Below are 24508 nucleotides of genomic sequence, written 5' to 3' on the forward strand. Positions count from 1 at the left end.
ATCGACACCGCCGTCAGGACCGCGAGCGGCGCGGCTTCTTCCGCGGCGGGGGCAGGGCGCCCTCCGCGCGGAGCCGGGAGGCGTGCGCGGCCAGGGCCTCGACGAGGTCCTCGACCGACGCGGTCTCCGGCTGCACGTCCACCCGCAGGCCGAACTCGATCGCGGTCTCGGCCGTCTTGGGGCCGATGCACGCGACGATCGTGCGGGTGTGCGGCTTGCCGGCGATGCCGACCAGGTTGCGCACCGTCGAGCTCGAGGTGAAGCAGACCGCGTCGAAGTCGCCGGTCTTGATCATCTCGCGGGTCGAGGCGGGCGGCGGCGCGGCGCGCACCGTGCGGTACGCGGTCACGTCGTCGATCTCCCAGCCGCGGTCGCGCAGGCCCTCGGCGAGGGTCTCGGTGGCGATGTCGGCGCGGGGCAGCAGGACCCGGTTGACCGGGTCGAAGACGTCGTCGAAGGGCGGGAAGACCTCGAGCATGCCCAGGCTGGACTGCTCGCCGGTGGGGATCAGCTCCGGCTCGATGCCGAAGGCGCGGACCTTCGCGGCGGTCTGCTCGCCGACGCAGGCGATCTTCACGCCGGAGAAGGCGCGGGCGTCGAGGCCGAACTCGATGAACTTCTCCCACACGGCGCGCACGGCGTTCGTGGAGGTGAAGACGACCCACTGGTAGCGGCCGTCGACGAGGCCCTTGACCGCCCGCTCCATCTGCGCGGGACTACGGGGCGGCTCGACCGCGATGGTCGGCACCTCCATCGGGATGGAGCCGTGGCTGCGGAGCCGGTTCGACATCTCGGCGGCCTGGTCCTTGGTGCGGGGCACGAGCACGGTCCAGCCGTACAGCGCGCGCGACTCCCACCACGAGAGCTTGCTCCGCTGGCCCACGACCTTGCCGACGGTGACCACGAGCGGGCCCGGCAGCCCGGCGCCGGCCTCGTTGAGCGTCGCGAGGGTCGCCTCGACGGTCTTCTGCTTGCAGGTGGAACCCTGCGCGGTGACGGCGACCGGGGTCTGCGGCGCGAGGCCGTTCTCGACCAGCGCGGAGGCGGTGTCGGCGAGGTGCTCGGCCGTCGCGCTCAGGACCAGGGGCGACGGTGCCGCGGCCAGCGCCGCCCAGTCGACCTCGCCGCGCACGTCGGCCTCGGTGTGCGCCGAGCCCAGCGCCATGCCGGCGTAGGTGGGGACGGCGGTCGCAGGCGCGAGGCCCGGGATGATCTCGAAGGCGATCTGCGTCCGGGCGACGGCGTTGACCTCGGCCAACACGGCGTCCGAGGACAGCGGGTCGCCGGCGACGAGGCGCACGACGTCGTGCCCGTGGCGGGCCTGCGCGAGCAGCGTCTTGGCCACCTCGGCCGGCTCGCCGAGCGCGGGCGCGACGGAGGCGGGGTTGCGGAACGCGGGCTCGCTCTTGCGCCCCTTCGACGCGGTGGCGGCCGCCGCGTCGGCGCCGTCCTCCTCGGTGTCGATCGGCTCGACCGGCAGCGCCGTGCCCACCATGTCGAGCACGGTCTGCGGAACGTCGGGGTCGGTGAAGACCGTCCGGGCGCCCGCGATAGTCTGCTCTGCACGCAAGGTGAGCAGTCCCGGATCACCCGGGCCGGAACCCACGAAGGTGATGCGCCCCGGCGCCGTCGCGCGGCCCCGGGCCGGCTTGTTCGCCTTCGCGGCTGCGCGGGTGGACACCGCGTCGGTGTCGGCTGCCGTGTCGGCCTTCGCGGTCTGTGCAATGCGGCTCATGTATCGGCTCCCAGTAGTTGCGGGTGCTACGCGAGCAGGTCGCGTGCGCCCAGGTCGAGCAGCTCCCGTGCCAGCGCGATGCCCAACGCGTCGGCGTCGCCCACCGGACCGACCACGGAGGCCCGGACCGAGTCGGAGCCGTCCGCCGCGAGGGCGACGCCCCGCAACGACAGCTCCTCGAAGATCCGACCGTCGTCGTCGAGGGACTCGACGACCTCCGCGATCGCACCGACAGGCGCGGTACACCCGGCTTCCAGCTCGGCGAGGAGGGCGCGTTCGGCGGAGACCGCCGCGCGCGTGACCGGATCGTCCAGGCCGGAGAGCACGGAATGCAGTTCCGCATCGTCGCGTCGGCACTCCACCGCGAGTGCGCCCTGAGCGGGCGCGGGCAACATCTGCACCGGGTCGAGCGCTTCCGTCACCTCGTTGTGGCGACCGATCCGCTTGAGTCCGGCGAGGGCGACCACGATCGCGTCGAGTTCACCGTCCGCTACTTTGCGTAACCGAGAGTCAAGGTTGCCTCGTAGGGGGCGGATTTCCAAACCCAGACCCAGTGCAGTAAGCTGTGTGGCTCGCCGTGGGCTCGAAGTTCCCACCACGGAGCCGGCCGGCAGCTCACCGAGCACCAGCCCGTCGCGTGCCACCAGGGCGTCGCGGGAGTCCTCCCGGGGCGGCACGGCGGCCAGCGAGAGCCGCTCGTCCGGAGCCGTGGGCAGGTCCTTGTACGAGTGCACGGCCACGTCGACCTCGCCGGCGGCCAGCGCGTCGCGCAGCGCGCTCGTGAACACGCCGACGCCGATCTTCTCGACCGGGTCGGAACTCAGATCGCCCGGCGTCTGCACGATCACCAGCTCGGCCGGGTGCCCGGCGTCGATCAGCGCGTCGCGCACGGTGCCGGCCTGCGTGGTCGCGAGCAGCGAGCCGCGGGTGCCGATGCGGATGGGGCTGGGCAGTGTGGTCACGTCAGACACTTCGGTCGTCGGATCCTTCGGTTGCTGAGACGACGCCCGTGGCGCCCGGCTTGAGTTCGAAGAGCTCGCGCAGCGCCTGCGCGTAGGAGTCGCCGCCCGGCGTCGCCGCGAGCTGCTTGACGCGCACCGTCGGGGCGTGCAGGAGCTTGTCGACGACGCGACGCACCGTCTGCGCCACCTCGTCCCGGTCCGTGCCCTCCAGGCCCGGAAGTCGCGAGTCGAGGCGCAGCAGTTCGGCTTCCACCACCTCGGCGGCGCGGCGGCGCAGCGCCGTCACCGTCGGGGTGACCTCGGCGGAGCGCTGGGCCGACAGGTACTCGGCCAGTTCGCCGGAGACGATGCCGCGCGCCTTCTCGGCGTCCTCCTCGGCGGCCTGCGTGCCCGGCTCGCGGGAGAGCGCGTCGATGTCGATCACGGTGACGCCCGGCAGGCCGACGACCGCGGGGTCCACGTCGCGGGGCAGGCCCAGGTCGCAGACCACGAGATCGCTGTCGACGGTGCGCTGCGCGAGCGCGGAGTGCACGTCCGCGAGACTCACCACGCTGCCGACGGCTCCGGTGCAGGCGATGAGCACGTCGGCGTCGGCGAGCGCGCCGACGATGCCCTCCATCGGGACGGACCGCGCACCGTCGACCCCGGCGTCGAGGGCCGCCTGCGCGAGGCGAGCGGCCTTGTCCTCCGTGCGGTTGGCGACGGTGACGTCGCCGACCCCGGCGCGCGCCAGGTGCGCGATCGACAGGCCGCCCATGGCGCCGGCGCCGACCACGACGGCGCGCCGCAGCGAGCCGCCCTGTGCGTCGAGGACCGCCTGCGCACGGTCGAGCGCCACGGAGACCACGGACGCGCCGGCCTTGTCGATACCGGTATCGGTGTGCACGCGCTTGCCGACGTGCAGCGCGCGCTGTGCGAGGTCGTGGACGACGCGGCCGGCGACCTGGTTCTCGTCGGACGCGGCGTACGCGCCGCGGATCTGGCCGAGGATCTGCTGCTCGCCGACGACCATCGAGTCGAGGCCGCTGGCCACCGAGAACAGGTGCTGGACCGCGGCCTCGGAGTAGCGGACGAAGGCGTGCTTGCTGAGCTCGTTGATGGTGAGACCCGACCGGGCGGACAGCACATCGGAGACGGCTTCCAGCGCAGGGTGGAAGGCCTCGACGACGGCGTAGATCTCGATGCGGTTGCAGGTGGTGACCACCATGACCTCGTCGATGTGCGGCGACTCCATGAGCTGCGCCAGCACCTTGGGACGATCGGTCTCGGTGATGGCCAGTTTCTCCAGCACCGACACCGGCGCGCTGCGGTGCGACGCGCCGAACAGCAGAATCGACACCCTCGCTGCTCCTTCGAAGATCTTCTGCGGGCGACTACAGTCGGTAGTTTCCCGTACAGGCACGGTACCCCGCATCCCCTGAAATGGGAAAACGCGCCCAGCCCGACCTCACCCGTGCAGGTGACGCGGGGTCGTCCGCACGGGTCGCTGCGCCCAGGATATCGGCTCGCAGGCGCGCGACGTCCGCTTCGACCCGCCGCGGACCACTCAGGGGCCGAGTTCCGAGCGCAGCCCTACGACGTCGACGTCCCAATAGCTGTGCATGGCGCCGTCGAGCAGGACCACCGGCAGCATGTCGCCGAACTCGCCGCGCAGCTCGGTGTTGCCGGGCGCGTCGACGTCCACCTGCTCGTAGTCGAAGGCCACCTCGGCGCGGAGCGCGGTGAGCTCGTCGTGCGCGCGGGCGCACATGCCGCAGCCCTCGCGGGTGAGGAGTGTGATGACAGCCATGTGCTCAGTGTGCCGGGTGCGGAGCGCGGTGGCACCGATCCGGGCCGCCTTCCCGGGCCTGCCCGCACCCCAGGCCCGCGGGATATAAGGTTGGACGAGACCACGCAACGCGGGAGGTGCCCTTGTCCGACCAGGCCAGCGCTGACGAACGTCGGCAGAGTGCGGCGGGCGAAGCGAGCGCCGATGCCGCACACTCGCTGCTGCTCGAGAAGGAGGGCCGCGAGGACGGTGCGGTGCCGCCGGATCTCACGGCCGCCGCCTTCTTCGACGTCGACAACACGATGGTTCAGGGCGCGTCGATCGTGCACTTCGCCCGTGGCCTGGCCGCGCGCAACTACTTCAGCTACTCCGACCTCGCGTCGGCCGTGTGGGCGCAGGCCAAGTTCCGCCTCACCGGCAAGGAGAACAGTGAGGACGTGGCCGCGGGGCGGGAGAAGGCGCTGTCCTTCATCGCCGGCCGCTCCACGGAGGAGCTCAAGGCGGTCGGCGAGGAGATCTACGACGAGATCATCGCCGACAAGATCTGGCCCGGCACCCGCGCGCTGGCACAGATGCACCTCGATGCCGGCCAGCAGGTCTGGCTGGTCACCGCCACCCCGGTCGAGCTGGCGCAGACGATCGCGGACCGGCTGGGGCTGACGGGCGCGCTCGGCACCGTGGCGGAGTCGCAGGACGGGATCTTCACCGGCAAGCTCGTCGGCGACATCCTGCACGGCCTCGGCAAGGCCCACGCCGTGCGCTCGCTGGCGATCCGCGAGGGCCTGAACCTCAAGCGCTGCACCGCCTACAGCGATTCCCACAACGACGTGCCGATGCTCTCCCTGGTCGGCACCGCCGTCGCCATCAACCCGGATTCCGACCTGCGCGATGTCGCGCGGGTGCGCGGCTGGGAGATCCGCGACTACCGCACCGGCCGCAAGGCCGCCAAGATCGGCGTCCCCACCGCCATCGGCGTCGGCGTCGCCATCGGCGGCGCAGCCGCGCTGATCAAGCACTTCAGCGACGACTGAGGGGCGCGCCGCCGGCTCACCCCGCGCGGGCCCGACGGTGCCGTCCCTCCGGCTCGGGCGCCGTCTCACCCGCGCAAGCCCGACGGTGCCGCCCTCCAGCAGCCGTCCTCCGGGGCGGACCGCGGTCCACCGATCAGTCTTGACTCTGCATAACGCTGCAGCGTTATGCAGAGTCAAGACCGATAGCGGCAGGATCCGTCGAGCAGCAGGCCGAAGGGCCTGAGGGCGTCGTGGAGCTTGTTCCGAAGTCGATCCGGCTCCTCGCAGTCATCCCAGTCCCAGTGCGTCGGGTACAGGTTCCGGCTCATCAGCAGACTGTCGCGTTGGATCCGCTGCTCCGAGGTGAAGCCGCCCTCCTGCTTACCCTTCCCGTCGAACTCGCCGACCACGCGCTCGGCCCACAGGAAGTCGACCCGCGCCTCTAGAGCGCCCGCTTCGTTGAAGAGCTCCCGCTGCAGCTCCGGGCGCGGGATCTCGGGCCACTTGAGCATCAGCGCTCGACTGCGGGACTCGCCGACGGATTCCGACAGCGGCGACGCCTCCTCCAGCGCCGCAAGCAGATTCGCGATCCCCTGACGCCGGCCCAGCCTCGCTATCGCCGCCTCCAGATCCTCCTGCACGACCCCCATCCGCAACGCCGCGTCCAGCGCACAGACCGCCGCCACGAAGTCGCCGGCCAGAGCGAGGTCGAGCGCAGTGCGCGCGATCGACGTCACCGTCACCCCGTCGACCACCACGACGTCCTCCGCGTCCAATCGCCGGACGTGCAGTCTGCGTCGCCCCCGCTTCGTTCCGCCGCGCACGCCGTCACACGTGAAATCGACTGTCTTCCAATCGGAGTTCAGTGTCGCCATCCCGTGCACCGCGGCCGCTGCCTCGTGACTGAGCACCGTCGCGTCGCTCGATCTCTGCGCGGCGGCGATCGCGCTGAGCCGCAACTCCTCCCACGGCGGCAATCGCCCACCGAGGTGGTAGGCACCACGCCACACGCGGGTCATTCTGTTCTTCTGCTGCCAGACGCGGATCTGCCGATCCGTCGCCCCGAGCGCCACCAGTTCGTCGCGATGCCGGAACTCGACCGGCTTGTCGTCAGCCATGCACACCCCCGTCGGCGCCCCCACGCCGTCCCCTGCATTCTGGCTCATCCTCGGCGATCTCGACGCGAGTTCCGCGACTCTCCGATCTGCCGCTATCGGTCGCTACTCTTCATAGCGTTGCAGCGTCATGCGGAGTCAGTACCGATCGGTGGACCGCGGTCCGCACCAGGGGCCGGAGCTGAGAAGGCACCGTCGGGCCCGCAGGTCGGCACCCGCCCCTAGAAGTCCTGGAAGATGTTCTTCCGGCGCGCGAGGATGCGGTAGAGCGACTGCTGAATGGTCTCGCGGACGTTGTCGGTGAGCTCGAAGACGACCATCGGATCGTCCGCGTCGGACTCCGTGAAGCGGTCCGTCGCGATCGGCTCGCCGAATTCGATGTGCCACTTCGACGGCAGCGGGACCATCCCGAGCGGGCCGAGCCACGGGAACAGCGGCGTGATCGGCGCGTACGGCAGGCCCAGCAGGCGCGCGACGGGCTTCACGTCCGCCAGCATCGGGTAGATCTCCTCGGCACCCACGATCGACACGGGGATGATCGGGACCTGCGCGCGGATCGCGGCGGTCACGAAGCCGCCGCGACCGAAGCGCTGCAGCTTGTACCGGTCGCGGTAGAGCTTGCCGATGCCCTTGAACCCCTCGGGCCACACCGCCACGAGCTCGCCGCGGGTGAGCAGCGCCTCGGCGTCGGCATTGCAGGCGACGGTGGCGCCGAGCTTGCGCGCGACCTCGCCGATGAACGGGTACTCGAAGGCCAGGTCCGCCGCCAGCAGCCGCAGGTGCCGCTGGTCCGGATGGTTGTCGTGCACTGCGACGGCCGACATCAGCCCGTCCAACGGGATCACGCCGGAGTGGTTCGCCACCAGCAGCGCACCGCCCTCCCGGGGCAGGTTCTCGGTGCCCGTGGTGTCCACGCGGAACCACTTGTCGTACATCGGACGCAGTGCCGGCAGGAACACCGCGTCGGTGAGGTGCGGATCGAATCCGAACGGGTCGATGTCGTAGTCGCCGGTGAGGCGCTCGCGGACGAAGGCGGCACCGTCGACCACCGATTCCGCGGCGCGCTCGCGCCAGCCCGGGCCCGGTTCGGCGGGCTGCGCCGCCGCCAGGTAGTCGGGGTTGAGGGCGTGCACCGTGGCCTCGCGGGGCGGGGCCGACGGGGCCGGGGCGCCGGTGAGCGCGGACGGGTGCCGCCGCTGCGCCCGCTCGCGCCCTTCGGAGCGCGCGGCGGTGTCGATGGACACGGGCAACTGCAGCACCTTCGCGTGCTGTGAGCCTGAGGGGTTGGTCATAGATCTACCGTCCAGCCGTGCCGTTCTGAAGAGCCGATTCCCGCGAACCGTCGAGCCAGAGCCGCGACCCGCTGCTCGACGCCCACGATCGATTCCACACCGATTGTAGGTTCTGCCGGGCCGTGGCGGGCGACGTCTTCCATGACCTGGCGCGTGGTGAACCGGGGCGCGAAGCCGAGGTCCTGCCGCATGCGCGTCGTGTCGAAGGCGTTGCCGAAGCTGAGGTAGGCGAGCTGCACCTTGTCCGTCTGACCGCGACCACGGCCGCGGATGGCCGCGACGGCGGGCCCGAAGGCGGGTTTGACCACCGGGAGCGGCACCCGGCCGGACAGGCGGATGGCCTGCGACATCGAGATGGCGCCGTCGCCGGCGATGTTGAACGTGCCCGCCCTACCCGCGACCACGGCGTGTTCCAAAGCGCCCAGCGCGTCGTCCTGGTGCAGCAGCTGCAGTCGGGCGTCGCGGCCGATGATCGAGGGCACCACAGGCCGCTCGAACAGCGAGCCGAGCAGGGTCTCGATGTTGGGACCGAGGATGGGGGCGAGCCGCAGCACCGTCAGATCGATGTCGGTACGGCGGCGCGCCATGCTGCGGGCGTAGGTCTCCGCGTCGAGCAGGTCACGCGGATGACCGCTCGCCGCGGCCCCGCCGACCAGGTCCTCGGTGACCAGCGCCGGGTTGCGCGACCGCGAGCCGTACACCTGGGTCGAGGAACGCATGATGACCCGCTTGACCGTCTCCGACTTCTGACAGGCCGCGAACACCCGCATCGAGCCGAACACGATCGCGTCCTTCGTGGACGCCGACGGGAAGTGGTTGTCGGTGACCGAGGTGGAGCAGTGGACCACCGTGTCCACCTCGTTGGTCGCCATGATCTTGCCGAAGATATGACTGCGATAGTCGACGCGGATGAACTCCGCGGGCTCCATCCGCCGGTGCAGCGCCTTCGTCGGCGGCACCGCGTCGACTCCGATCACGCGCTCGATGTCCGGCCGCTGCGCGAGCCGCCGCACCAGGTATCCGCCCACGAACGTGGAGGCGCCCGTCACCATGACGACGCGCGGCGCGCTGACGACCGACTCACTCATTACTGCAGGGTAACCGGAAACACGAAAGCCCGCCCATGTCCTGGACGGGCTCTCATGAAAGTGTGACCAGAAGGCCTACTTGCCGAGTTTCCTACGCTGCACCCGGGTGCGGCGGAGCAGCTTGCGGTGCTTCTTCTTCGACATGCGCTTGCGGCGCTTCTTGATCACTGAACCCATGGGTTCCTCACGTCTCTCTATCGAATTGCCATGATCGTGCGCGGCGGCCGGGTACGGAAAGAGCCCCCGCGTCCACGCAGCAGGCTTCTATCTTACCCGGCGTAGTGGCCCAGGCGAAATCCGCCCGGGCCACGCTCACCGCTGACGCCCTTCGGCGAGGCTTAGCCCGCGTCGAAGAACGAGGTCTGCAGGTAGTCGTGCACGGCCTTCTCGTGCACCCGGAACGACCGGCCGACGCGCACCGCGGGGAGCTCCCCGTTGTGCACCAGGCGGTAGACCGTCATCTTCGACACCCGCATGAGGGTGGCGACCTCCGCCACCGTCAGGAACGACGATCCGGCTGCCTGGGGAGCCTGAGCTCCGGCACCGATCTCGGCGGGCTTGGTGTTCTTGTTTGCAGACGCCATGAATTCCCTAACCTCCGGCACATGTCGCGCCGCCGGCTTCCCCTCCGGCGGACCTGACACGCACGTGCTTCGAGCAGCTTAGCGGTACCAATGGGAATAATGCGACGGGAGTGAGCTAACCAAAGCTCCTACGCAAGGCGCCCAAGCTCGGCCGATCGCTCGGCACAGGCCCGAGTCGCCGCATAAAACGCAGGTCGGAGGCCATTTTTCTCCAGTTCACGGATCGCTGCCGCCGTCGTGCCGCCCGGGGAGGTCACCGCCGCCCGGAGCTCGGTGGGCGACGGAGAAGTCTCAACCATTAGTGCACCTGCGCCCGCGATGGTGTGCGTGGCGAGGGTCGTGGCCTGGTCCCGGGTCAGGCCGAGATCCACGCCCGCGTCGATCATCGCCTCGGCGACGAGGAAGGCGTACGCGGGTCCGGAGCCAGACAGCGCGGTCAGCGCGTCGAGCTTCGACTCGGGCACGACCAGCACCTCGCCGACGGCCTCCATCACCGACCGCACGAGCGCCACGTGCGCCTCCGTCGCGTCCCGCCCGCCGGAGACACCGCTCATCGACTTCCCGACCAACATCGCCGTGTTCGGCATGACCCGCACGACCGGGGTGCCCGCCGGCAGGGCCGCCTCGTAGGTCGCGGTGGGCACGCCGGCGGCCACGGAGGCCACGACGGCGCCGTCCCGCAGCCCGGCCGCGATGTCGGGCAGGATCGCCGACACCACGTCGGGCTTGACGGCGATCACGACGAGCCCGGCACCGTCGACCGCCTCCCCGACGGTGCCGACGGCACGGACCCCGTACCGCTCGGACAGCTCGCCGGCGCGGCCGGCGTGGGGCTCGGCCACCGTCAGCGCCCCGGGATCGTGCCCCGCGGCGACGAGGCCGCCCAGCAGTGCCTCACCGATCCGTCCGCCGCCGATCAGTGCGATGTTCTCAGTCATGCGAGTTCCTCCAGAAGTCGTCGTGGTCGGTCAGCGGTTCGAGACCGGCATCATCGCCAGCTGCCGGGAGGTCGCGACGACCTGCCCGGACTCGTCGACCAGCAGGTGGTCCTCCTCGAACCAGCGCTGCCCGACGACGGGTGCCGACGCCCGGAACCGCAGCCAGCCCGGGGCCGGCTCGCGGCGCACCGACGCCGTCAGCGTGAGCGTGGGCGCCCACCCGACGCCGCCGAGATTCGCCACCACGGGCAGCGAGATATCGGTGGCGAGCAGGGCGAACAGGCCCGACAGCGGCTCCTCGCGCAGCCGCACCCAGCCGCGGGTCTCGGCGGGGCCGGTGCGGCCCTCGATCACCGGCAGCGTCGACCCGACGTAGCGGACCTCCGCGACCCGCCCGACCTTGAAGACCTTGGCCGCGGGGTGCTCGGGATCCCAGTCGAGGGCGTCGGCGGACGGGGTCGCGGGCATGTCGTCGAGCGGGTTCGGCTCGCGATAGCGTTCGTCGCCCTCGTCGCGCTGCGCGAGCGTGACGCTGGCCTGGACGTACACCCGCTCGCCCTGCACGGCCTCGACGTTCACGACGGAGGTGGTGCGGCCGCGCTTGGCCACCCGGGTCCGCAGTTCGACGGTGCCCGGGTCGGGCGCGCCGAGGTACTCGGCCGAGATGACGACCGGCACGACGGCGGGGTCGGCACCGTCGTCCTCGAGGTACGCGGCCTGCGCGCCCGCGGCGAGCACCGCGAGCAGCGCGCCGCCGTGCACCTTCGTGCCCACCGACCAGGTGGGGTCGATCTCGGCGGTGTAACCGCCCGGGGCCTTCGTGACCGACACGAGGTCCGCGAACAATGCCATCCTGCGCTCCTTACCGGGACGCCCCGGCGCGTCCGGGGCGTCAGGCGGCCGGGACGTCGCGCAGATGCTCCCGCGCGAACTCCAGCGCCTCCGTGAGCATCGCACGTCGCTCCCCGGGCGTCTTCGCCGAGCCGGTCGCGATCTCGAGGATCACGTGGCCGTCGAAGCCGGACGCGGTGAGCCGGCGGCACACCTCGGCGGCCGGCTGGGTGCCGTGACCGGGCACGAGGTGCTCGTCGACGGCGGCGCCGAATCCGTCGGTGAGGTGCAGGTGGCGCAGCCCGTCGCCCATGCGATCCATGAGCGCGAGCGCGTCCACACCCGCCGTCGCGGTGTGCGAGAGGTCCAGGGTGTAGTTCGTGTAGCCCACGTCCGTCGGGTCGATCGACGGTGCGAACGCCGAGACCGCGGTGCCCGGATTGCCGCGCCGCTTGAGCCGCTCGACCGACTCGCTGCGGCGGAAGACGTCGAACCGGAGCGGGAACATGTTCTCCACGGCGACGGCGACGTCGCTGCCGTCCTCGAGCTCGCTCACGAGGTCGACGAAGTGCTCGGCGTAGCGCCGCTGCCACCGGAACGGCGGGTGCACGACGACGGTGCTCGCGCCGAGGTCCTCCGCCGCCGTGACGGCCCGGCCGAGCTTGGCCAGGGGATCGGATCCCCACACCCGCTGGCTGATCAGCAGGCAGGGCGCGTGGACGGACAGCACCGGCATGTCGTAGCGCATCGACAGCCCGGCGACGCAACCGATGTCCTGGCTGGCGCTCTCGTGCCAGACCATGAGCTCGACGCCGTCGTAGCCGACCTCGGCGGCGTACCGGAACGCGTCCTCGAGCTTCTCGGGGTAGACCGAGGCGGTCGACAGGCCGACCGCGATACCGCTCACGTCGCCGAGGGTACTCAGTTCGCGCCGAGGGCCATGAGCAACGGTCCGAACGTGATCACCAGGCCCACGAGCAGCGCCAGCCCCAGCGTCAGGTAGTCGGTGGTCTTCCGCAGGAAGTGCGTGAAGGTCACGATGCCGATGATCACGATGAAGGCCAGCACGACCGTCAGCGCGATGGTCGGCATGCCGCCGCCCCAGTTCCACAGCTTGAAGAAGCCGAAGAACAGGCCGGCGCCGGCGGCGATGCCGAGCACGACCTCCGCGGCGAGTACGAGCCAACCGCGTGCGGCACCCGACTCGGCCTTCTTCGGGGCCGCATCACCCTGATCGTCCGCCTCCGCGAGCAGGTCGGACTCCTCGTGCTGGTCCAGCGCGGCGCGGGCCTCGTCGATCTGCTCGACGCTCATCCGTCCCGTGTCCGGGACCGACGGTGCCGCCGCCTCGCCGTCCGCGGGCTCCGGGACGTCCGTCGCGGGGGCCACGTCGACGGTGTCGTCCGTCTCGATCTCCGCGAACCGGGCCTGCCGCTCACGGACCTGGGCGGTGTTGAAATCGGCGGTCGCCATGATCGGGGCCTCGGCCTGATCCCACCGCGACCACGCGAAGTTCTCCTCGGCGTGCCCCTCGTCCGTGTGGTGCACGACGTCGACGCCCTCGGCCCCGTCCGCGAGGTCCTGCGCGGCGGGCTCCGCCGGCGCCTCCTCGGCGCGGGCCTCGCCGACGGCGGCGGCCAGGAACGACGAGGTGATCGGCTCGTCCGCGCTCGCCGCGGCCTCGGACTCGGGCCCGGACTCGGCGGGCTCGTCGACGACCTGCTCCTCGACGGCATCGGACTCGACGTGCGCGTCGACGGCGTGCGGCTCGGGGTCCTGCGGCGCACCGTCGGACTGCACGGCCTGTGCGGCCTCAGGGTCCTGCGCGGCGGGCTCGTCGTCGCGGACGACGGGGATCTCCCCCGTCAGCTCCGCGACGGTGATGGAGTTCTCCCCGCCGCGGTGTCGCCGACGGCGACCACCCGACGCCGACGGGGCGCCGCCCTCCCTGGCGAGCAGCTCCGCCAGCGAAATCCTTCGCTCCTCGCTCATGCACGTCACCGTCCTGTGGTTCGTCGGCCCCGTGGGCCGCGCGTACGCCGGTGTTGTCACAACCGCCACACACGCCAATCTGGTCGTCTCGCAGATCCTACTTCTTCACCCCGCCGCGACCGTGACGGCGCGCGCGGCGATCTACCATCTTACGCACAGCATTTACTGGACTTTACCGCTGTGTTCCGGCGTGAAACCCGCCTGCGTATCCAGATAGCGGAGGATCACGCCCTCGCGCAGCGCCCACGGGCAGATGTCGAGCGCCTCGACCTTCAGCGACCGCATCGCGGCCTCGGCCACCAGCGCGCCGGCCACGATCTGCCCCGCGCGATCGGAGCTGAGCCCTTCGAGCTCCTTCCGGTCGGCCGCCGTCATCCGGCTGATGAATCCGATGAGCTGGCGCAGGCTGCTCGCGGTGAGGGTGCGCTTGACCCGCGGTCCGGCGGACGAGGGTGCGGCCCCCGTCAGGCGCGCGAGCGTGCGCATCGTCTTCGACGTGCCCGCGACCATGTCCGGGGTTCCTGCCGCGAGCAGGCGCTCCGCACCGGGGGCGATCTCGGCGTCGAGCCAGTCGCGCAGCATGCTCACGCGGCGGCGGCCGGGCGGGTCCTCCGGCAGCCACTCGCGGGTGATGCGTCCCGCGCCCAGGGGCAGCGACAGCGCGACATCGGGCTCCTCGTCGACACCGTTGCTCATCTCCAGTGAGCCGCCGCCGATGTCGATGTTGAGCACCCGGCCGACGCTCCAGCCGTACCAGCGGCGCACCGCGAGGGCGGTGAGGCGGGACTCGTCGACACCCGAGAGCACCTCGACGTCGACGCCGCTCTCGGCCTTGACGTGGGCGAGGACGCTGTCGGTGTTGCTGGCGTCGCGCACCGCGGAGGTCGCGAAGGCCATCACCTGCGCGCAGCCCGAACTCGTGGCGATGTTGGTGAACTCGGTGACGGACGAGACCAGCGCGTCCTCGCCGGCCTGGCTGAGGCGGCCGCTCGGCTCGATCTTCTCGGCCAGCCGCAGCGTGGCCTTGGTCGAGCTCATCGGAGTCGGATGCGCACCCCAGTGGGCGTCGACCACCAACAGGTGCACCGTATTGGACCCGATGTCGAGTACTCCCAATCTCACGCTGCCAATCTAGACCCGACTACCGTGGATGCCGTGACCGACCTTCCCATGCCCGGCCTGCGGCGGCCCGTTCCGGAAGTACCGCTGGACTTCCCGCGCGAGTGGCTCGAGTTCCCCGATCCCGCGGATCCGAACCACCTGATCGCGGCGGACCTCACGTGGCTGCTCTCGCACTGGACGTGCATGTTCGGCACCAGCTCGTGCCACGGCATCGAGCCGGGCCGGGAGACCGACGGCTGCTGCAGCCACGGCGCGTTCCTGTCGGATTCCGGCGATCGGAAGCGCCTCAAGAAGGCCGTCGCGAAGCTCACGGACGCCGACTGGCAGTTCCGCTCGAAGGGCCTGGGCAAGAAGGGATATCTCGAGGAGGACGACCTCGACGACGAGCCCGCGATCCGGACCCGCAGGTACGACGGTGCCTGCATCTTCCTCAACCGCCCCGGGTTCGCCGGCGGGGAGGGCTGCGCCCTGCACGCGATGGCGCTGCGCACCGGCGTGGAACCGCTCACCGTCAAACCCGATGTCTGCTGGCAGCTTCCGATCCGGCGCACCCAGGAGTGGGTCGAGCGGCCGGACGGCGAGCAGATCCTGCGCACCACGATCGGCGAGTACGACCGGCGGGGTTGGGGCGCAGGCGGACTCGACCTGCAGTGGTACTGCACGGGCTCGCCCGAGGCGCACGTCGGGGCGCAGCAGGTGTGGCAGAGCTACGCACCCGAGCTGACCGAGCTGCTCGGCGAGCCGGCCTACGCGGCGCTGGCGCGGGAGTGCGCGGCGCGCAAGGACTCCCTCGTCGCCGTGCACCCGGCCACCGTCGCGGCCGAGCAGCTGCAGGAGCGCCAGGCCTACGACATGAAGTACGTGGAACTCTAGGGCTCCAGCTTGTAACCCAGCCCGCGGACGGTGACCAGATGCTTCGGATTGGCCGGGTCGGCCTCGATCTTGCTGCGCAGGCGCTTGACGTGCACGTCGAGGGTCTTGGTGTCGCCTACGTAGTCGGCGCCCCAGACCCGGTCGATGAGCTGCCCGCGGGTCAACACGCGGCCGCTGTTGCGCAGCAGGTACTCGAGCAGGTCGAACTCCTTGAGCGGCAGGGTCACCGCCGCTCCCCCGACGGTGACCACGTGCCGCTCGACGTCCATCCGAACGGGGCCGCCCTCGAGGACGCCGTCGTCCAGGCCGTCGGCGGCCGCGGTGTCGGCACCGCGCCGCAGCACGGCGCGGATCCGGGCGATGAGCTCGCGGGCGGAGTAGGGCTTGGTGACGTAGTCGTCGGCGCCGAGCTCGAGCCCCACGACCTTGTCGATCTCACTGTCCCGTGCGGTCACCATGATCACGGGCACGGACGAGCGGGCGCGCAACTGCTTGCACACGTCGGTGCCGCTCATGCCCGGCAGCATGAGGTCGAGCAGCACGATGTCCGCGCCGGTGGCGTCGAAGTGCCGTAGGGCCTCGGCCCCGTCGCCCACGACGGTGGTCTCGAACCCCTCCTTGCGGAGCAGGAACGCGAGCGGGTCGGCGAGCGACTCCTCGTCCTCGACGATCAGTACGTGTGTCACCGCAGTACATCCTCACTGTGGTCATCGCGCTCCGCAGGTTCCGGGTCCGGGTCGCCCAGCGCCGGCAGTACCAGCGTGAAGGTCGAGCCCATGCCCGGCTTGCTCCAGAGCCTAATGGTGCCGCCGTGGTTCGCGGCGACGTGTTTGACGATCGCGAGACCGAGCCCGGTCCCACCCGTCATCCGGGACCGCGCCTTGTCGACGCGGAAGAAGCGCTCGAAGACGCGCTCCTGGTCTTCGGGGGCGATGCCGATGCCCCGGTCGGTCACCGCGATCTCCACCGAGGCGGCGCGGCCGGGACCGGCGGCGGGGCGCAGGCGCCGGCTGATCGAGACCTGCGTGTTCTGCGGCGAGTAGGCGATCGCGTTGGAGATGAGGTTCGACAGCGCGGTGAGCAGCAGCGTGTCGTCGCCGCGGATCTCCAGGCCGGAGGGCTCGTCGACGATGAGCGAGATGTTGCTGGCCTCCGCGGTCACCTGGGCGCGGGCGACGGCCTCGCCGACCACGTCGTCGACCTCGACGCCGCCGAGGTCGGGCAGCTTCTCGGCGCCCTGCAGCCGCGAGAGGGCGATCAGTTCGTTGACCATGTTGCCCATGCGGGTGGACTCGACGAGGACGCGGGAGCCGAAGTGCTGCACCGCCTCCGGATCGTCGACGGACTCCAGCAGCGCCTCCGCCAGCAGACCGATCGCGCCGACCGGTGTCTTGAGCTCGTGCGAGACGTTCGCCACGAAGTCGCGGCGGGTGGCCTCCATGCGCTGGTTCTCGGTGTCGTCGTCGGCGTAGAGCACCGCGTACGTCTCGTCGGGCTGGCCGCCGTGGATCAGGTCCACGCGGCACCGGACGGCGATGCTCGCGCGATCGGACCGGCGCGCGATCGTCAGTTCGACGGTGCGCGGCGTCCCGGTCTCGAGGACCTGGGACGCGGCCGCCCACACCCGGTCGTCGAGGAGCTGCTCACGGACGAGGGAGAACTCCTCAGCGCGGGCGTTGCACAGGATCACGTCGCGGAACCTGTCCACCACCACCAGTGCGGTGGGCGAGTCCCGGATAACGGCGCGGTGCAACTCGGCCACCGTCATCCGGGTGGGGCCGGTCTCGACCGGCGCAGCGACCCGCTGCCGGACCCGGCGTGCGAGCCATCCGATGAGTGCGCCCGCGAGGGCGGACACCACGCACAGGACCACAGTCACGCGGTCAGTGTACCCAGGTTCCCGACCGATCTTTCACATCGGGAACGACTGGTGAACAACCGGTTACCGGTCGGCGGCCACCTCGACAACATCGGCGTACTCGGGGTGCTTCACGACGTACTTCGCCACGTAGGAGCACACGGCTCGGGCCTTCTTCCCCGAGTCCCGGACGTCGTCGAGCGCCGCCCTGGTGAGGACCGCCGCGTAGCCGTTCCCGGCGTGCGTCTCGTGCACCACGGTGTGGGTGAGCAGCCGGACGTCGATCTCGTCCACGTAGTCGAGGTAGCCCGCCTGCTCGCCGTCCACGGTGAGTACGTAGCGCTCCCGCTCCGGAGAATGGGTCACAGTCACGTCAGCCATGTGACCCACGGTATCCCGTTGTCCGCAGACCCGCCTGAGGAGAACTTAAGGGGCGGTACCGAAAATCCTGCTACTTGCCGCCCTGGTTGGCGACCGCGGCCGCGCCGGCCGCCGCGGCCTCGGGATCGAGGTAGGTGCCGCCCGGGTTGGCGACCGAGCCGTCCTCGTTGAACGAGTAGGTCAGCGGGATGCCGGTGGGGATGTTCAGTGCGGCGATGTCGGCGTCGGAGATGCCGTCGAGATGCTTGACCAGCGCGCGCAGCGAGTTGCCGTGCGCGGCGACCAGCACCGTCTTCCCCTGAGCGACCTGCGGCTCGATGACGGCCTGGTAGTAGGGGATGAAGCGCTTGACCACGTCGAGCAGGCACTCGGTGAGCGGAACCTGCGGCAGGAGTGCGTACCGGGGATCCTCGGTCTGGCTGTACTCGTTCGCCGGGTCGATCGCGGGGGGCGGGGTGTCGTAGCTGCGGCGCCACAGCATGAACTGCTCGTCGCCGTACTTGTCCTTGGTCTCGGCCTTGTTCAGCCCCTGCAGGGCGCCGTAGTGACGCTCGTTGAGACGCCAGTCGCGGACCACCGGGATCCAGTGCCGGTCCGCGGCGTCCAGCGCGATGTTCGCGGTGGTGATCGCGCGGCGCAGCAGCGAGGTGTAGAGGATGTCGGGCAGCAGGCCGTTCTCCTTGAGCAGCTCGCCGCCGCGCTTCGCCTCGCCGCGCCCCTTCTCCGTGAGGGCCACGTCGACCCAGCCGGTGAACTGGTTGGACGCGTTCCACTCGCTCTCGCCGTGACGGAGCAGGATCAGGGTGCCGTAGGTCATGGAGCGCAGTCTATCGCCCGACGGATCGGTCCACGCGGATCCGCGAAGCTCTCCTCCGCCGACGGCGGCGCGTCGAGCCGCTGTTCCCGGCCGCGATCGCGCTGGGCGGCCTCGACTCGCCCGGGCGCACCGTCGTGACCTACCGAGCGCGGATGTGATCGAGCAACCACGCGGGCGGGCGGCCGTCCTCGACGACACACCATCCCTCGGCATCCGGGTAGGCGCCGAACGCCACGACGACGGCACCGTCGCACTCCGGGCCAGGAACCATCGCGCCCCCCGAGACCCGCTGCCCACCGGCCGAGCCCGGCATCAGCGCTGCGGACGGGGCAGTGATCGCCGTGGCCCCCGCCGCTCGGAGTTCTCCGGCGGCCGCGCGACACTGCGCGTAGCTGTCGACACCACCGACGAGGACAGACTCCGGGAGGTCGACCCGCACCGGCTCCCCCAGATCGATGTCGATGCACCACAGCGCACGACTGACGCCGGCGAGATCCTCGACCTCGGTGATCTCCTCGTGGCGGAGGAATTCGGCCCAGGCACCGTCGGGCGTATCCGCGAGGTACTGCACAGGGCCCGCACCGACGCCGTGCCACCGGCCCGGCGGTTGTTCGCCGCTCTCCCAGAGGAACGGGTAGCGCCGATCGGCGTTGCGGAACAGCCTCATGCCCCCGTCCCGGCGATGAGAGCCTCGGCGAGATCCCGTACCGCACGGGCGTCCGGGCCGTCCGCGTCCCACTCCCCGGCCAGGATGTCCGACGGTGCGCGACCGCCGAGCGCCGTGCGGGGGCGCCGGAACCATCGACGGATTCCGTAGTCGTTGAACGAGCCCGCGAGGTCGGCGACGATCTGCGTCAGCACGTGGAGGCGCTCCGCGACGCCGTCCGGCGTACCCCGTGAGCCGTTGCGGTAGCGCGCCATCGACGACGGCGAGACCCCGACGAGCAGTGCGAGCTCGTCGCCGAGGATGGCCGCCATCGGTTCCCACTCCGCCTCGGGGATCGGGCTCTCGACGATCGCGTCCAGCATCCGTTGCGCGGACTGCGCAGCAAGTCTGCCCACGCCGAGGCCCTGCAGGACGGTGACCGCATCGGCATACGAGTCGACATCACCGGTGGTGCGATGCAACAGCCCCGCGAAACTCACGACCCGCAGCGGCGCATCGGCGAAGGCGAGATCGACCGACGGACGCACTTCGGAGGTGTTCATACATCCGAATCTACGCCGTTCACGGTCCGTTTGCTACTGCACGTCGCGCCAGCGCAGCAGGGCCTCGATGACGGTGTAGTCGAAGGCCGGCGCCGAGAGCTCGGCCGTGAACTCCGTCGCGCCTTCGGCGACGAGCTGGTCGGCGAAGGCGAGCGCCTCGTCGACACCCACGCCGCGCGGGATGGCGACGTTGTGGGCGATCTCCTTCGGGTCGCGGCCGATCTTCGCGCAGGCCTCGGCGAGCACCGCCGACTTGTGCCGGTAGGTCTCCAGGTCCACGAAGTAGTGCCACACCGATGCGTACTGCGCGACCAGCGGCAGCGTCTTCTTCTCGCCGCCACCGCCGATGAGGATCGGGATGTCGCGCGTGGGAGCGGGATTGAGCTTGCTCCACCGCTCGGTGATCCGGGGCAGGGCCGCGCCCAGGTCGTCGAGGCGCGAGCCGGCGGTGCCGAAGTCGTAGCCGTACTCGTCGTAGTCGCGCTGGAACCAGCCGGAGCCGATGCCGAGGATCAGGCGGCCCTTCGAGATGTGGTCGACGGTGCGCGCCATGTCGGCGAGCAGGTCGGGGTTGCGGTAGCTGTTGCAGGTGACGAGCGCGCCGATCTCGATCCGCGAGGTCTGCTCGGCCCACGCCGCGAGCATCGTCCAGCATTCGAGGTGCGTGCCGTCGGGGTCGCCGGAGAGCGGGAAGAAGTGGTCCCAGTTGTAGACGATGTCGACGCCCAGGTCCTCGAGCTTGGCGACGGCGTCGCGCAGCTGCTGGTACTCGGCGAAGTGCTGGGGCTGAAGTTGGACTCCGATGCGCATAACAACGACGCTACTCAGCGCTCCCCGGACGCGCTGGCCGAACCGGGAAGAACCGCGACGACCAGGACGAACGCGGCCGCGATGCCCACCCCGACCGCGATCGCGATCCCCGGCCAGCCGGCGGCGGCGAAGGCCAGCCCCGCGGCCGCCCCGACGACCGACGAGCCCGCATAGTAGCAGAACAGGTAGCCCGACGAGGCCTCCGCGCGGTGCTCGGTCGCGAGGAGCCCGACCCACCCACTGGCGACGCTGTGCGCCGCGAAGAAGCCCGCGGTGAACACGACCATCCCCGCGAGCACGGCGGGCGTCGAATCCGGCAGCGTGAGCACCAGACCCGCGCCCATCGTCGCGATGGAGGCCAGGAGCACCCCGCGGCGGCCGATCCGGTCCGCGAGCCGACCCGCCGTACCGGAGGAGAAGGTCCCCGCGAGATAGATCAGGAAGACCAGCCCGACGACGCCGGGCGCGAACGCGAAGGGCTCTGCCAGGAGCCGGAATCCGAGGAAGTTGTAGACGCTGACGAAGCCGCCCATCAGCAGGAAGGCGAGCACGAACAGCGTCGCGAGCTGCGGCCGGCGCAGGTGGCCGAGCATGCCGCGCACCGTCGTTCCGACCGAGACCTTCATCGGCACATGAAATCTCGACGCGGGCAGGGTGCGGATCATCACCACGGTGAGCGCCGCGGCCGCCACGGCGAAGACCTCCATGGCGCCGCGCCAGGCCATCACGTCGAGCCCCACCGCGGTCACGACGCGGCCGAGCAGCCCGCCGATCGTCGTGCCCGCGACGTACCGCCCCATGGCCCCGCCGAGGTCGCGCCCGTCGACCTCCTCGGCCAGGTACGCCATGGCGACGGCGGGCACGCCGGCGAGCGCGATGCCCTGCAGCGCACGGAGTCCCAGCAGCATCGGGAGCGTCGGGGCGAGCGGGATCAGCAGGCCCAGGAGCACCGCCGCGACGGCCGACACCGTCATCACGCGGGTCCGGCCGAAGCGCTCCGAGAGCGCGCTGACGGGGATGATCGCCAGCGCGAGCACGCCCGTGGTGACGGAGACCGCGAGCGCGGAGACGGCGGGCGCCGCGCCGAAGACCCGGGTCAGTTCGGGGAGCACGGCCTGCGTCGAGTACATCGAGCCGAAGGTGGTCAGGCCCGCCACGAACAGCGCCAGGGTGGTCCGACGGTACGCGGGCGTCCCGGCCCGGAGTGGCGCGGTCCCGAGATTCTGGACGGTGGCGGTCATGACCCTCACCCTGCGCCGGCATCACCGATGTGTGAAATGCATGGATCTGACAATACTGATAGAAACAACGCATGACCGCAGGTGATAGGCCCGTCGCGAGCACGTCGGACGACCTCGTGCGATTCATCACATTGGCGGAGACGCAGCACATGACCGACGCGGCGGCCGCGCTGCGGATCACTCAGCCCACGCTGTCGCGGACGCTCGCGAGGCTCGAGGCGGGCATCGGGGCGCCGCTGTTCGACCGGCGGCACGGACGACTCTCGCTCAACGCCAGCGGCGAGATCTACCTCGACCACGCGCGCCGAGCGCACGCCGAGCTGGAGGCCGCGCGGGCGCAGATCGCCGACCTCCGGAGCCCGTCGCAGGGCACGATCCGGCTGTCCTTCCTGCATTCCTTCGGCGTCGCCCTGGTGCCGCGGCTCGTCTCCGGGTTCCGCGCGCGGGAGCCGCGCGTGGGATTCGAGCTGTCGCAGTTCGCCGCCGGGACCGTTACCGAGCGGGTTCTCGCCGACGAGGCCGACCTCGCCATCGTCTCGCCGCGGCCGGCCACCGGCGCCGTCGCGTTCGGCCTGCTCGCGGTGCAGCGCCTGGCCCTCGCGGTCCCCGCGGGGCACCCGCTCGCGGAGCGCCCGTCCGTGCACCTCTCCGAGGCCGCCGACGCGGACTTCATCACGATGCATCCCGAGTTCGGCCTGCGCCGGATCCTCGAGGAGCGTTGTGCGGCAGCGGGGTTCCGGCCGCGGATCGCGTTCGAGTCGTCGGAATCGTTCACCGTCGCGGGGCTCGTCGCGGCCGGGCTGGGGGTGGCGCTGCTCCCCGTCGACCAGGATCCGCTGTGGCCGCCGGGACTCGTCCTGGTCCCCATGTCCGGCCCAGCGCCCACGCGCGAGGTCGGGCTCATCTGGCGTCCCGATGTCGCGCTCCCCCGCGCCGTCCGGGCCTTCCGGGATTACGCCCTCGATCAGGCGGGGTGAACGCTCACCGTCGGACCGCGACGGCGAAGATCCGGCGGAACGGGAGCACCGTTCCGAAATCCCGGGGCGGGTAGGCGGCGTTGAGCACCGCCTTGTACCGCGCGACGAAGGCGTCGCGCTCGGCACCGTCGAGCCGCGCGAGCACGGGGCGCGCCCCGGTGCCGGAGATCCACTCGAAGACGGCGTCGGGGCCCTGTAGGACGTGCAGGTAGGTGGTCTCCCACACGTCCACGTCCCAGCCCGGGCGCTGCAGCGCCGCTAGGTATTCGGCGGGGTCGCGGACGTCGACGCGGCGGAAGTCTGTCACTCCGAACTCCGCGGCCACGGTCGCGAGGAGCGCGTGCGAGGGCGCGTCCTGATTGCCCGGAACCTGGAAGGCGAAGGCACGGCCGGCACCGTCGGCGGTGGCGGGCAGCAGGTCGATGTGCCGCTCGACCCACTGATACATGGCGTTCGAGACGATCACGTCGGGCCGGTCGCCGCCGGGGCGCCACGCGGCGGCGTCCCCCACCTCGAAGGTCGCGCGGGGATCGTCGACGTCGGCGCGGGCGCGCTCGATCATCTCCGCACTCGAGTCGACGCCGTGGATCGTCGCCTCGGGCCACCGGGCGCGGAGCGGCCCGACGTCGTTGCCCGGGCCGCATCCGAGATCGACGACGGTGCGCGCGTCGCCGGGGACCCGGGCGAGCAGGTCGAGGAAGGGGCGGGTGCGCTCGTCGCCGTACCGCAGGTACTGCGATGGATCCCACCGGTGCGAAGTCATACAATCATCCAATCAATTGAGTGGAGAGGTGAACCGTGACCGCAACAACCGACGACCCGCACGTGCTGAGCATCGCCCACGTGGACCTGGTCCGCAACGGCCGAGCCCTCCTCGACGACGTTTCCCTCACGGTACGCCGGGGCGAGCACTGGGTGCTGCTCGGCGCGAACGGTGCCGGGAAGTCGACGCTGCTCGGGCTGTGCGGCGCGGTCACCCACCCCACGCGCGGCACCGTCGACGTGCTCGGCAAGCGGCTCGGGCGGGTCGACATGCGAGAACTGCGCACGCACATCGGACACGTGAATCCCCGCCACCGACTGGATGTTCCACTGTCCGTGCGCGATGTCGTGCTCACCGGCCTGACGAACACACCGGAGTTCCCTCCCCGCTGGGCCCCGACCGCCGCGCAGCGGGAACGCGCCGATGAGCTCGTCGACTCCCTCGGCATGACGCGGCACGCGGAATCGGTGTGGCCGACGCTCTCGCAGGGCGAACGCGGCCGCGCCCTGATCGCCCGCGCGCTCATGGGTTCGCCTGCGCTACTGCTCCTGGACGAACCGGCGACGGGGCTCGACCTCGCCGCGCGCGAGATCCTCCTGACAGCCGTCGACGGTGCGCGGCGCGCCCACCCCGAACTCGCCTCGATCCTGGTGACCCACCACCTCGAGGAGATCCCCGTGACCACCACGCACGCCGTGCTCATCCGCGACGGGCTCATCACCGCGGCAGGTGCGGTCGACGACGTGCTGACCACCGACGCCATCAGCCGCGCGTTCGATCATCCGATCAGCATCACCCGGCACGACGGTCGCTGGACCGCGCGGTCGTAGATCGGCGGCTCAGGCCGCTTGGTTGGGGGCGGTGGATCGGTGGACATGTCCGGTCGGGGTTCGGGTTTCGACGGTGTGCCGCCCGGATTCGTCGTCAACGGTTGCGCTGCGCCAGCCGGGGGCTTCCTTCGCGTAGTTGCACGCCGCACACAACCCCTGCCCGTTCTCGAAACTCGTGGGGCCGCCCTTCGCGTGCGGGGTGACGTGGTCGGTGTGCGCGATCGGCGCGTCGCAGTACGGGGTGCGGCAGTACCGGTCCCGCACCCGGATCACCTCCGCCAGCCCGTCGGGGAACAGGCGTTGCCGGGAGTC

General features: G+C 71.0%; 28 protein-coding genes. 4 read left to right on the forward strand and 24 right to left on the reverse strand.

The features are described from left to right. Positions 1-13: 13 nt before the first annotated feature. The 4 genes from ABZX10_RS16300 to ABZX10_RS16315 form a co-directional block, all read right to left on the reverse strand. A complete protein-coding gene (locus ABZX10_RS16300; protein ID WP_355541838.1) occupies positions 14-1735 on the reverse strand; it encodes a bifunctional uroporphyrinogen-III C-methyltransferase/uroporphyrinogen-III synthase in 1722 nt (573 codons plus the stop codon). A gap of 26 nt (positions 1736-1761) precedes the next feature. Further along, complete coding sequence (gene hemC / locus ABZX10_RS16305; RefSeq protein ID WP_355541840.1) at positions 1762-2697, reverse strand: hydroxymethylbilane synthase; 936 nt, start codon at positions 2695-2697, stop codon at positions 1762-1764. Between the two features lies 1 nt (position 2698). Then, entirely contained in the window at positions 2699-4036 is a 1338-nt protein-coding gene (locus ABZX10_RS16310) for a glutamyl-tRNA reductase (RefSeq protein ID WP_355541843.1), read from the reverse strand. A gap of 207 nt (positions 4037-4243) precedes the next feature. Continuing rightward, on the reverse strand, positions 4244-4486 hold the full coding sequence (locus ABZX10_RS16315) for a glutaredoxin family protein (RefSeq protein ID WP_355541846.1): 243 nt from the start codon (positions 4484-4486) through the stop codon (positions 4244-4246). Between the two features lie 122 nt (positions 4487-4608). Here ABZX10_RS16315 and ABZX10_RS16320 point away from each other — a divergent pair, with 122 nt between their 5' ends. Beyond that, entirely contained in the window at positions 4609-5496 is an 888-nt protein-coding gene (locus ABZX10_RS16320; RefSeq protein ID WP_355541849.1) for an HAD-IB family hydrolase, read from the forward strand. A 173-nt stretch (positions 5497-5669) separates the two neighbouring features. Here ABZX10_RS16320 and ABZX10_RS16325 read toward each other — a convergent pair whose 3' ends face one another. From ABZX10_RS16325 to ABZX10_RS16370, 10 genes are all read right to left on the reverse strand, one after another. After that, complete coding sequence (locus ABZX10_RS16325; protein ID WP_355541852.1) at positions 5670-6593, reverse strand: hypothetical protein; 924 nt, start codon at positions 6591-6593, stop codon at positions 5670-5672. Between the two features lie 218 nt (positions 6594-6811). Beyond that, a complete protein-coding gene (locus ABZX10_RS16330; protein WP_355541855.1) occupies positions 6812-7882 on the reverse strand; it encodes a lysophospholipid acyltransferase family protein in 1071 nt (356 codons plus the stop codon). Beyond that, positions 7879-8970, reverse strand: coding sequence for an NAD-dependent epimerase/dehydratase family protein (locus tag ABZX10_RS16335; protein WP_355541858.1), 1092 nt, complete (start codon positions 8968-8970; stop codon positions 7879-7881). Before ABZX10_RS16335 ends, ABZX10_RS16330 begins: the two co-directional genes overlap by 4 nt. A 75-nt stretch (positions 8971-9045) precedes the next feature. Continuing rightward, entirely contained in the window at positions 9046-9147 is a 102-nt protein-coding gene (locus ABZX10_RS16340; protein WP_003402602.1) for an AURKAIP1/COX24 domain-containing protein, read from the reverse strand. 161 nt (positions 9148-9308) lie between these two features. Continuing rightward, the gene (locus ABZX10_RS16345) at positions 9309-9554 is read right to left on the reverse strand and encodes a helix-turn-helix domain-containing protein (RefSeq protein WP_068523814.1); all 246 of its coding nucleotides are present in this window, start codon (positions 9552-9554) and stop codon (positions 9309-9311) included. Between the two features lie 128 nt (positions 9555-9682). Continuing rightward, complete coding sequence (gene proC / locus ABZX10_RS16350) at positions 9683-10492, reverse strand: pyrroline-5-carboxylate reductase (protein WP_355541868.1); 810 nt, start codon at positions 10490-10492, stop codon at positions 9683-9685. A 30-nt stretch (positions 10493-10522) separates the two neighbouring features. Beyond that, on the reverse strand, positions 10523-11344 hold the full coding sequence (locus tag ABZX10_RS16355) for a thioesterase family protein (RefSeq protein WP_355541871.1): 822 nt from the start codon (positions 11342-11344) through the stop codon (positions 10523-10525). A 40-nt stretch (positions 11345-11384) separates the two neighbouring features. Next, the gene (locus tag ABZX10_RS16360) at positions 11385-12230 is read right to left on the reverse strand and encodes a sugar phosphate isomerase/epimerase (RefSeq protein ID WP_355541874.1); all 846 of its coding nucleotides are present in this window, start codon (positions 12228-12230) and stop codon (positions 11385-11387) included. Positions 12231-12244: 14 nt separating this feature from the next. Further along, a complete protein-coding gene (locus ABZX10_RS16365) occupies positions 12245-13315 on the reverse strand; it encodes a hypothetical protein (RefSeq protein WP_355541877.1) in 1071 nt (356 codons plus the stop codon). Between the two features lie 162 nt (positions 13316-13477). Next, entirely contained in the window at positions 13478-14437 is a 960-nt protein-coding gene (locus ABZX10_RS16370) for a Ppx/GppA phosphatase family protein (protein WP_355541880.1), read from the reverse strand. 48 nt (positions 14438-14485) lie between these two features. Between ABZX10_RS16370 and ABZX10_RS16375 the strand changes: the two genes are divergently transcribed. Further along, complete coding sequence (locus ABZX10_RS16375; RefSeq protein ID WP_355541923.1) at positions 14486-15310, forward strand: hypothetical protein; 825 nt, start codon at positions 14486-14488, stop codon at positions 15308-15310. Here the strand turns inward: ABZX10_RS16375 and ABZX10_RS16380 are convergent. The 8 genes from ABZX10_RS16380 to ABZX10_RS16415 form a co-directional block, all read right to left on the reverse strand. Further along, on the reverse strand, positions 15307-15996 hold the full coding sequence (locus ABZX10_RS16380; RefSeq protein ID WP_355541883.1) for a response regulator transcription factor: 690 nt from the start codon (positions 15994-15996) through the stop codon (positions 15307-15309). The genes ABZX10_RS16375 and ABZX10_RS16380 overlap by 4 nt on opposite strands. Then, positions 15993-17189 (reverse strand): ATP-binding protein, encoded by a 1197-nt coding sequence (locus tag ABZX10_RS16385; RefSeq protein ID WP_355541886.1) that lies wholly within the window; start codon positions 17187-17189, stop codon positions 15993-15995. Before ABZX10_RS16385 ends, ABZX10_RS16380 begins: the two co-directional genes overlap by 4 nt. 63 nt (positions 17190-17252) lie before the next feature. Beyond that, a complete protein-coding gene (locus ABZX10_RS16390) occupies positions 17253-17549 on the reverse strand; it encodes a GNAT family N-acetyltransferase (protein WP_355541889.1) in 297 nt (98 codons plus the stop codon). 70 nt (positions 17550-17619) lie between these two features. Then, positions 17620-18366, reverse strand: a complete 747-nt coding sequence (locus ABZX10_RS16395; RefSeq protein ID WP_355541892.1) for a phosphoglyceromutase — start codon at positions 18364-18366, stop codon at positions 17620-17622. Between the two features lie 139 nt (positions 18367-18505). Then, on the reverse strand, positions 18506-19033 hold the full coding sequence (locus ABZX10_RS16400; RefSeq protein WP_355541895.1) for an RES domain-containing protein: 528 nt from the start codon (positions 19031-19033) through the stop codon (positions 18506-18508). After that, positions 19030-19575 (reverse strand): hypothetical protein, encoded by a 546-nt coding sequence (locus ABZX10_RS16405; RefSeq protein WP_355541898.1) that lies wholly within the window; start codon positions 19573-19575, stop codon positions 19030-19032. Before ABZX10_RS16405 ends, ABZX10_RS16400 begins: the two co-directional genes overlap by 4 nt. Positions 19576-19608: 33 nt before the next feature. Beyond that, positions 19609-20385, reverse strand: a complete 777-nt coding sequence (locus ABZX10_RS16410; protein WP_355541901.1) for an LLM class F420-dependent oxidoreductase — start codon at positions 20383-20385, stop codon at positions 19609-19611. 14 nt (positions 20386-20399) lie between these two features. Next, complete coding sequence (locus ABZX10_RS16415; RefSeq protein ID WP_355541904.1) at positions 20400-21626, reverse strand: MFS transporter; 1227 nt, start codon at positions 21624-21626, stop codon at positions 20400-20402. A 71-nt stretch (positions 21627-21697) separates the two neighbouring features. On the opposite strand from ABZX10_RS16415, the gene ABZX10_RS16420 reads away from it, so the two are divergent. Next, positions 21698-22603, forward strand: coding sequence for a LysR family transcriptional regulator (locus tag ABZX10_RS16420; protein ID WP_355541907.1), 906 nt, complete (start codon positions 21698-21700; stop codon positions 22601-22603). 4 nt (positions 22604-22607) lie between these two features. On the opposite strand, the gene ABZX10_RS16425 is transcribed toward ABZX10_RS16420, so the two are convergent. After that, a complete protein-coding gene (locus ABZX10_RS16425) occupies positions 22608-23366 on the reverse strand; it encodes a methyltransferase domain-containing protein (protein ID WP_355541910.1) in 759 nt (252 codons plus the stop codon). Between the two features lie 35 nt (positions 23367-23401). On the opposite strand from ABZX10_RS16425, the gene ABZX10_RS16430 reads away from it, so the two are divergent. After that, positions 23402-24196, forward strand: a complete 795-nt coding sequence (locus ABZX10_RS16430; RefSeq protein WP_355541913.1) for an ATP-binding cassette domain-containing protein — start codon at positions 23402-23404, stop codon at positions 24194-24196. 9 nt (positions 24197-24205) lie between these two features. Here the strand turns inward: ABZX10_RS16430 and ABZX10_RS16435 are convergent. Beyond that, on the reverse strand, positions 24206-24508 hold a 303-nt coding region (locus ABZX10_RS16435), incomplete at its 5' end, for an HNH endonuclease signature motif containing protein (RefSeq protein WP_355540294.1).

It is taken from the genome of Tsukamurella sp. NPDC003166, from assembly GCF_040611135.1.
Classification (GTDB): Bacteria; Actinomycetota; Actinomycetes; order Mycobacteriales; family Mycobacteriaceae; genus Tsukamurella.